Below are 9,047 nucleotides of genomic sequence, written 5' to 3' on the forward strand. Positions count from 1 at the left end.
ATGGCTACTGGCATCGTAAAATGGTTTAACGACGAGAAAGGTTTCGGTTTCATTCAGCAGGAGCAGGGTCCAGACGTATTCGTTCACCACACTGCTATCCAGGGTGAAGGTTTCCGTTCTCTGGCTGAAGGCCAGAAAGTAGAATTCACCGTTGCTCAGGGTCCTAAAGGTCCACAGGCTGAGAACGTAACTGCAGCATAATTTTTATACTGTAGTATATTATCAGGGCGACTTGCCTGGTCGTCCTGATCTGTATTTCCCGCACGACCTTTTCATAAAGAAAGATCCTTCAAGTTCTTCCACTTCGTATCGCTTCCGAACCCTCTAAGCATTAAATGTACTGTTACGTATATTCATACGTTACGTAAAATTTCTACGCTTATTCGCTCACAAAAAAAGCTTCACTTCGTCATTTGTCAGCAAGCGATAATCACCCGCGTTTAATTGAGCATCCATTTCTAGGGCGCCAATCTGTTCCCGATGTAAACCAACCACTTTATTGTCAAAGAATCCAAACATTCGCTTCACCTGATGATAACGCCCCTCATACAATGTGAGTTTGGCCCGGTGGTCAGAAAGGATCTCAAGTTGAGCAGGTAGCGTGGTTAAGTCTTCATACGCGAAATAGATACCACGACGAAACACATCAGCGTACTCCGCCTCTATCTTATCTTCCGTTTCAACCAGGTAAACCTTAGGAATCCGCGTTTCAGGTTGGGTCACTTTACGAGACCAGCGCCCGTCATTGGTAATGAGCATCAGGCCCGTGGTGTTCAGATCTAACCGCCCTGCAATATGAAGATCAGCACGCAACGCTGGCGGCATAAGGTCCAGCACCGTCTGGTGTTTCTCATCGATCGTTGCGCTCACCACCCCTTGCGGTTTATGCAACATGTAATAACGTGCTGTCTGATCCTGCAAAATTCGCTCATCCAGGCTGATCTTCTGCATCGGTTCGACCTGTAGTGAACCGTCCCGGCACACCCGTTCGTTGACCTGCACACGCCCGGCCAAAAGCCATTGGCGCACCGCTTTGCCGCTCTCTCGGGTTTGCTGTGTAAGAAATCTATCCAGTCGCATGCGCGCTATTATGCCAGAGTTCACCATGAGACCGGCCATACAGCAGCACTTCAGATACAATAAAACGCATCTTCCGTTGATAAGGTGTCCCTGAAAGATGCTTACCCCCCAAACATTTTCCATCCGGCCTGCACTTGAAAGTGAAATTGAGTCGATCTGTCAGCTTTGGCTCAAATTGGACGCCAGCAAAAAACAGCAACCTTTTGGCGGTGATCTGCAGGATGAAGTTAAGCAACGTACTGAAAACTTGGTCACTCATAGTATTACGTCAGAGACCGCTATCTCTCTGGTCGCCGAAACGGAAGACGGACTGGTAGGAACCCTGTCAGCGTATATTTATGAAAAGCCAGCAGTCGCACTGCCTAAGATAGCGGTTCTGTATTCCCTTTGGGTTGAGCCGGAACACCGCCGCCACGGTATAGCATCCGCACTTTTACAGGCTGCTGAAACACAGCTGAAGACAATGGGGGCCCAATGCCTTCAAGTCGCATGGGACAGCGATAACCCAACAGCCGCTGCATTTTGGCAAAGAGAACAGTTCACAGCGTACGAAGTCATTGCCAGCAAAACGTTGAAATAGATCCCTCTCCTTGATCCTAAACGCACTTTTGACACAGACCTGCTGTGAAAAAAGCATTACAATCCAACCACAACAGAAGATTGTTGCTCCATTTAGATACTCAGAGAAATAAAATACCCATGAAACTCGACCCACTCGACCTGGCTATTCTTGATCAATTACAAAAAGATGCTCGCTTGTCGAACCAAGAACTTGCTGAAAAAGTGGGCCTTTCACCCTCCCCTTGTTGGCGTCGGGTAAAGCGTCTTGAAGAGATTGGCGTTATTAAAGAGTATGTAGCGCTATTAGCACCCAAGGAGATTGGTGTGCCTGTTCTGGCTTATGCTCAGGTATCTCTGAACGATCACCGCCCAGAATCATCAGAGCGTTTTGACGAATTTGTCCGCTCCAGCGCCCAAATCTTAGAATGTTGCTCAGTCAGCGGCGAATACGATTATCTACTGAAAATTGCGTGTGGCAGCATGGAAGCTTACGAAACCTATATCAACCGCGAACTTTTACGTCAGACCGATATCCGCTCGATGAACACCAGCTTTGTCTTAAACCAGAAAAAGTCCACCACCGCACTTCCACTCTAAGCCTCGCGATTCTCCCTAATCTCATTGCCTGATCACTTTTGCGATCAAAGGCAGGGATTACTTTGCCCAAATAAAGACAAGAAAAATAATTCCAGTTTTTACTTAAAAAAGAAAGATAATTCCAATCAAAGAACAATTCATGCATCTTCTGTCCAAAATTTGATCTGGATCTAAAGCCCCATATGGGTAACTGCGTAACATGGCTCAAAATGATTCATTTTTCACATAGGTGTGCACCGAAAAACTATCATAAGCACACCCAAGGAGCCGATATTGAACGCCGCCGAACCCAGATCCGCAGATCTGCGCCAGTTTATCTCTGGTAACGAAGCTATAGCACAAGCTGCCCGTGATGCGGGTGTGAAAGTTGCTGCTGCTTATCCAGGCACACCTTCCACTGAAATCCTTGAGTACGTTTCTCAGTATCCCGACATCTATTCAGAATGGTCGATCAACGAGAAAGTCTCTCTGGAGGTGGCAATTGGTGCATCAATGGCGGGCAGTCGTGCTCTGTGTGCAATGAAGCATGTCGGAATGAACGTCGCATCGGATGCTTTTATGACTCAGACGCTGGTCGGTGCTGTCGGTGGCCTGGTTATCGTTGTCGCGGATGATGTGGGCTTATCATCATCGCAGAATGAGCAAGACTCCCGCTATTGGGGCCGCTTTGCTCACCTGCCGATACTCGAACCCAGTGATGCACAAGAAGCCTATGAAATGACTCGAGCGGCCTACGGTATCTCCGAACAATTTGAGGTGCCGGTCATCGTTCGCCTGACCACACGTATCTGTCATGTGAAAGGTGTCGTCATCAACAGCGAACCCGAAAGCCATACAGGCACTGGATTTAAGAAAGATCCTGCGCGCTTTGTCATGGTTCCCGGTAATGCCAAGAATCGAATTCCAATGATGATGGCACGCGATGAAACCTTAAAAAGTTTCGCTGCCGACACCGAGCTGAACCGTATCGACTCAGGTTCAGATACGCGGGTCGGTTTCGTCACATCTGGCGCGGCTTACTATCACGTGAAAGAATCCTTCCCTGACTCGCCAGTATTTAAACTGGGTTTCAGCCATCCAGCACCCATTGAGAGCATTCGCACCTTCGCTGGAGATGTGCAAAAACTGGTTGTGGTCGAAGAAGTCGAACCGCTTCTGGAAACCGAACTGCGTGCAGCCGGTGTAGACGTTTACGGCAAGGACCTGCTGCCTAAAATTGGCGAGTTATCACCGTCAGTCATTACGCCCCCGGTGAGTAAACTGATCGGGGAAGCCATTGCGGAAAGCGAACTGATTCCAACCGCTCAGGTGTTCCCTCGCCCTCCAACCATGTGTGTCGCGTGTCCACATCTGGGGATCTATTACTGCCTGTCCCACGTGAAGAACACCATCATCTCTGGCGATATCGGCTGCTATACACTCGGTGCCGGGCACCCTTGGAATGCACTGGATACCACCATCAGCATGGGGGCCTCACTGAGTGTTGCTCAGGGCTTGGACAAAGGCCGCGCAGAGTGCGATGAGAACAAGAACGTGCTCGCGGTCATCGGTGACTCTACGTTCCTGCACATGGGTATGCAGGGCCTGCTGGATATTACCTACAACAAGGGCAACGTCACCATTCTGCTGCTGGATAACCGTGCGGTGGGTATGACAGGCGGACAGGATGCGCCATCTTCAGGCCTTAACTTGCATGGCGAGCAAACCATGCAGGTAGACTTCCGAAAACTGTGTGAAGCTCTGGGTGTCAAACCGGAACGGATCCACGAAGTCAATCCATACGAGATGCCGATTCTGTTTAAAGCACTGCGACAGGAGGTCAAAGTTCCTGAACCGTCGGTCATCATCACCAACCAACCCTGTGTTCTCACCGAACGCTACAGCAAGCTGCCCCCACTGAAAGTCGACGCGGACAAGTGCACCGGCTGCAGTAACTGTCTGGATGTCGGTTGTCCGGCTATTCTGGTTGATCGTCGGGAGACTGTTGTGAAACCGAACGGTAAAGAGAAAGAGCTCGCCTTTGTCAGCATCGATACAGCGGCCTGCACAGGCTGCAATCTGTGCACCAAACCCTGCGCCCCGGATGCCATTATTCCGGCATACAACGTCACAAAAATAGATGCGGTGGAAATCAAGTGAATAACGAAGTAACTAATATTCTCGTTGTCGGCATCGGTGGTCAGGGTGTTATGACTGCCGCCGATATTCTCGCCACCAGCGCGCTTTCTCTGGGCTATGATGTCAAGAAAACGGAAGTGGCCGGGATGGCGCAGCGTGGCGGTGTCGTGACCTCCCACGTCCGCTTCGGACCCAAGGTTTACTCCCCTGCGATCCAAGCGGGCGACGCTGATCTGATGCTGGCGTTTGAACCGGCGGAAGCGCTACGTTGGGCATCTCACCTGAAAGATCACGGCCTGGCAATGGTCAATACCTTTGCACAGGAACCACCCGTTGTTTCAATTGGGTTATTTGATTATCCGGATGAGCCGATCGAAAAGATGAGGACAATGGGTGTCGAAACCCACGATTACAATGCAGGACAATCTGCGATTGACCTGGGTGATCGGCGTTTGGTTAATAGTATTATGCTGGGTGCAATTTCTGATCGCTTGCCATTTCCTGCCGGTACAATCGAAAATAGCCTGACAGAACGCTTTAAAAATAAAGGGGAAGCGTTGCTTGCCCTGAACCACCAAGCCTTTGAGCTAGGACGCAAAGCCTTTTCCTGACACACTCTCAAGTATGCGCTGGTCTGTAAATAAGATCAGCGCAGTACATCTCTGTCAGAGCGTCTTGAGACAAACTTCATCCCATAACCCGTTTTTTGCAGTTCCTTCCTCAAAAAATTCGTTTTATATTTGTCACAGTTCGCCGATAACCTTTACTACGGGGACAAAACCGGGGACAGGATGAGTAAACATTCGTTGGAACGGGAAAACAGAGAACTCAAACGATCGCTACGTTTGCTGGCCTCCAAGGTCGAACGCAACGAAGCTATCGTAAAGAGTTTTTTTGAGATGGAGATACGTCTTCTCTCCTGTACCAGCTTGTCAGAACTGCTGGACCTGATCCTGATCGAGTTTCGCGAATACTTCCGCCTTGATGCGGTAAATCTCGTACTGTTCGATCCCCAGCAAGCTGCACGCACTTTACTCGAAGATTACGTTCCCCCTCCACCTGCGAATACCCTGCGTTTTGTTGAGAATCAGCGTCTGTTGAAGACACTGTACACCGATAAGAACCTGGTCGTAGGGGAACCGGATGATACGATCAGAGAGACCGCTTTTCCGGGTTCCCATTACATCCTGTCCTGCGCTCTACTGCCACTTGAGCGTCATAACTGCATCATCGGCAGCCTTCATCTGGGCAGTGGAGATCCAACCCGATACTCTAATGCAATGATGTACGACTACATCAAACATCTGGCATCCGTCATATCGATCTGCATCGAAAATTGCATCAACTATGAAAACATGAAGCGGATGAGCATCATTGACGTGCTCACCCGTGTGAACAATCGGCGTTCGTTCGAGATTGAAATTCAGCGTGAGATATCCCGCGCTAGCCGTAGCGAATACCCGCTGAGCTGTCTGTTCCTGGATCTGGACTACTTTAAACTCGTCAATGACAAGTACGGCCATTTATCCGGTGATCGGGTGCTACGAACGGTAGGCGGTTTTTTAAAGCAGCAGCAACGAAAATCGGATGTCGTCGCTCGCTATGGCGGTGAAGAGTTTTCGATTCTATTACCTAATTGTGATGAGCTTCAGTCCGTTCAACTCGCAGACAACCTGCGTGAAAAGTTTAATGCCCTGATTTTCCGCAGCGATAAGGGCGAACCCTTCCGAATGACCACATCGATAGGCGTTTCTACTTGCTACCCTGCAAGTTATAAGCGAGATACGTTCGAACGGCTTGCCTATAATCTGATTTCAGCCGCTGATAAGGCGGTTTACCACTCTAAAGCAGCGGGTCGTGATCAGGTCCAGTTTGTCGCGACTTCAGGTTCAGAGCCCCCCGCAAAGCCTAAGCTGGAAGCGGTATAATACATTTGCCATGTGGCCTTTGGATTCTGTAAACAGCACAAGTTGAAGACCCAGGACACCGATAAGCAGTGTCCTGGGTATGGGATATCCAGCTTACTGGATCATGCTGACAGACCTATCCGTTCGCGACTTTCTATTCGTTCATATCCACCAGCAGCTCTTTATACAGCTCGCTATATTGGACAGCTTGTTTTTCACCAAATAGAGGATCGTCGGACTTAGGTAACTCAGTAATAAGCTGCGCCCAATCCTGATCCGTCGCAATACCCTGTATCATCGGAAATAATGAGCCCTCTTCAAGATTCAAATGCTCTGCCTGCTCATCAAGAAAAGCTTCCAGCTTATCGGTAAACTCGTCCATCGGAATCACCGCATCGTGCAAGATACCATCGATGGTTTCTGACAGTTCCACGCAGGTCTCGCGCATACTCTGATGGGCTTGTTCGCAATTTTTAAGCAATGCATCCAGTTCAGAACTACGACCATGGAAATGGTGGTACAAACTGTCTTCACGGGGATGATGATACGCATCAGCGTAATTTGAGATGTAATCGATCACGTCGGCCATCAGGCTGAAGTTGGGATGATTTCCCGCCCGCAATTTTTCAACTTTGAGGCGCAAGATCGCCAGCATCTTGTTGAGATTGATATGATCCTGGTGCAACTCATTCAGGATGGTCATAACGAAGCCTCCAGTAATTGTGTGCATTTGACTAACTATATATCCCGGCATCGCTTTATGTTTTTGATACCTGTCAATCAGGTATCAAAGACGCTCACAAAAACATTGAATGACATATCACACATGTATAAATACCGAGGTCAGTTTTCAGGACAACAACAGTGCCTATCAGGGCGTTATGAAAACGCTCCAGTGAAAGAAACAGGCGGTCGGGCGGCGATCATCGGTGTATACATTCTCGCCACACGTTAGGTTAATCAGGATAATCTGAGACACTCACCGATCAGCGCACGCATGCGTCGCATCAGTGTTTTCCGGCCAGATTCCGCATTTATTTCTTCCCAGCTGCGTTGCTGTAGTGCTTTAGATACCAATAAGGATAGCTCGTCCGGTGTCAATGCGTGCCAGACTGAACGATTTTTCAATGCCCGAATCACCAACTTGCGAATCGGTGCAATGCAGCTTTCATAACTGCGGTTATGCTGAACAAACGCCTCCAGATCACGAATATCATGCCGGCTAAGATCCGTATCAAAGCGCATCCCTTGCAGCAGCATCGGCAAAACTTCGACCTCAAGGTCGCGTAAGTTATACCCCAACAGCAAGGGTAACTGCTGGGTGAAGCGTTCACGCAAATGGTTGTACATTAAGCGGCCAGGGTCAGACAACGGACGACATACCAAGGCCGCATGCGTACCGCTCACCGCATCGCGGTTTTCACCCAGACGAATCGCGCCAAAACCATTACTCTGCCAGAACAGCAACAGCTCTTCGGTCGCACCAAAGCTGGACCCCAGATAGTCCCATTGATTCTGCATCCCGAATTCTGCAATCTCGCGCAACATCTGACGTGCAACACCTTGCCGTTGCAACATCGGATGGACCGCAATACGCATAATGCGACCACAACGCAAAGGTGCGGCTTCCAGATAACCTTCCTGACCAATCACCGTTTGTGGTAATAAATGCCCTTTCGGACGACGCGTTCCTTCCCAAAGCGCCTGGGCCAATTCCACTGAAATAGGCCCTTCTTCCGCAATCAGTGCTGCACCCACCACCTGCTTGTTCTGTTGGGCGACCCAAACCGTCAGGTTCGGACTGTCGAGCAAAATTCGCAGGTCGCCGGGAGTTGTTCGGTAATGGGCCAATACCAGCAGACCAAATAACTGTTTGAGCAACACATCATCGGCCAGTAGCTGATCCCTCTCTACACAGCTTATCGTCAATGTTTCACCATCACATTGCAGGGCTTCATCTTCAGATAACGCCTCAGCATTAAGTAATAAGCTATCAAAGATGAAGGCTTCCAGAGGGTCTCCCGCTGCCCAGCGTATCGGTTCTACCAGCTCAATGGCTCTCCAGTTAGGTGTGCGTCGATCCAGCTCTCGCCGGAAACGAACAGCAAATCCCTGCCCGGTCCCTTCATAACCATGAACCGTGGTGGAGAATACAATTCGAGGGAAACGGTCCAATAAGCGTGTCAGCACAGGAGCAGGGATTGCCGCGGCTTCATCCACCAGCAAAACGGCCCCATGCCCGTCGATACGGCAGGCGTCATCAGGCGCAATATATTGCAGTACTGTAGAACCGCAGGTGACACGCCCTTTCTCAACCTGAACCGGCGTTAACTGTGCTGCCGCATGGGTAAAGACCTCGGCGACATTTTCCAGAGAGGGTGCTGTTACCCACACCTGCTTGGTGCCCTTGCGCATCAATTGACTGGCTGTAATACCCAATGCTGCGGACTTCCCACGACCACGATCGGCGGTCATGACTACCGGACGCCGACCACGAGAAAGCGTCTTGGTAATCAGATCGACAGCCTTTTGCTGATCTGCAGATGCATAAGGAGCAGGAACATTGTTATGTCCTGAAGAGGATTGCTCCGAGCGGGTACGAGGCTCTGCGTGAAAACCATCAGACGTCAGCAATGCCAATTGATCTTCCTGACGAATCAGCGAAACCAGTCGACGAATAAAGCGTCGCCCTACCGCTTCAACACCATAAGGCTCCACCACCAACGCTTTGTGTTCTGGATCTTCATATTCATGCCAGTCGTTGAGCTCAGGACATAATAGAAC

General features: G+C 49.7%; 9 protein-coding genes. 6 read left to right on the forward strand and 3 right to left on the reverse strand.

Going from position 1 to position 9,047, the window contains the following annotated elements:
* On the forward strand, window positions 1-201 hold a 201-nt coding region (locus tag ABYW01_RS07685), incomplete at its 5' end, for a cold-shock protein (protein ID WP_372831894.1).
* A 186-nt stretch (window positions 202-387) separates the two neighbouring features.
* Here ABYW01_RS07685 and ABYW01_RS07690 read toward each other — a convergent pair.
* On the reverse strand, window positions 388-1,080 hold the full coding sequence (locus tag ABYW01_RS07690) for a pseudouridine synthase (protein WP_372831895.1): 693 nt from the start codon (window positions 1,078-1,080) through the stop codon (window positions 388-390).
* Window positions 1,081-1,177: 97 nt separating this feature from the next.
* On the opposite strand from ABYW01_RS07690, the gene ABYW01_RS07695 reads away from it, so the two are divergent.
* From ABYW01_RS07695 to ABYW01_RS07715, 5 genes are all read left to right on the forward strand, one after another.
* Window positions 1,178-1,660, forward strand: coding sequence for a GNAT family N-acetyltransferase (locus ABYW01_RS07695; RefSeq protein WP_372831896.1), 483 nt, complete (start codon window positions 1,178-1,180; stop codon window positions 1,658-1,660).
* 44 nt (window positions 1,661-1,704) lie between these two features.
* Window positions 1,705-2,238: an Lrp/AsnC family transcriptional regulator gene (locus ABYW01_RS07700; RefSeq protein WP_372831897.1), complete on the forward strand. Its 534-nt coding sequence runs from the start codon at window positions 1,705-1,707 to the stop codon at window positions 2,236-2,238.
* A 273-nt stretch (window positions 2,239-2,511) separates the two neighbouring features.
* Window positions 2,512-4,377, forward strand: coding sequence for a thiamine pyrophosphate-dependent enzyme (locus tag ABYW01_RS07705; protein ID WP_372831898.1), 1,866 nt, complete (start codon window positions 2,512-2,514; stop codon window positions 4,375-4,377).
* Complete coding sequence (locus tag ABYW01_RS07710) at window positions 4,374-4,967, forward strand: indolepyruvate oxidoreductase subunit beta (RefSeq protein WP_372831899.1); 594 nt, start codon at window positions 4,374-4,376, stop codon at window positions 4,965-4,967. Before ABYW01_RS07705 ends, ABYW01_RS07710 begins: the two co-directional genes overlap by 4 nt.
* Window positions 4,968-5,147: 180 nt before the next feature.
* Window positions 5,148-6,284, forward strand: a complete 1,137-nt coding sequence (locus tag ABYW01_RS07715) for a DUF484 family protein (RefSeq protein ID WP_372831900.1) — start codon at window positions 5,148-5,150, stop codon at window positions 6,282-6,284.
* 133 nt (window positions 6,285-6,417) lie between these two features.
* Here the strand turns inward: ABYW01_RS07715 and ABYW01_RS07720 are convergent, their stop codons facing one another.
* The gene (locus ABYW01_RS07720; protein WP_372831901.1) at window positions 6,418-6,966 is read right to left on the reverse strand and encodes a hemerythrin domain-containing protein; all 549 of its coding nucleotides are present in this window, start codon (window positions 6,964-6,966) and stop codon (window positions 6,418-6,420) included.
* A gap of 257 nt (window positions 6,967-7,223) precedes the next feature.
* The coding region (locus ABYW01_RS07725; RefSeq protein ID WP_372831902.1) for a tRNA(Met) cytidine acetyltransferase TmcA at window positions 7,224-9,047 on the reverse strand (1,824 nt) is incomplete at its 5' end.

Origin of the sequence: Pontibacterium sp. (genome assembly GCF_041587635.1) — a bacterium.
In the GTDB taxonomy this organism is placed as follows: Bacteria; Pseudomonadota; Gammaproteobacteria; order Pseudomonadales; family Balneatricaceae; genus Pontibacterium.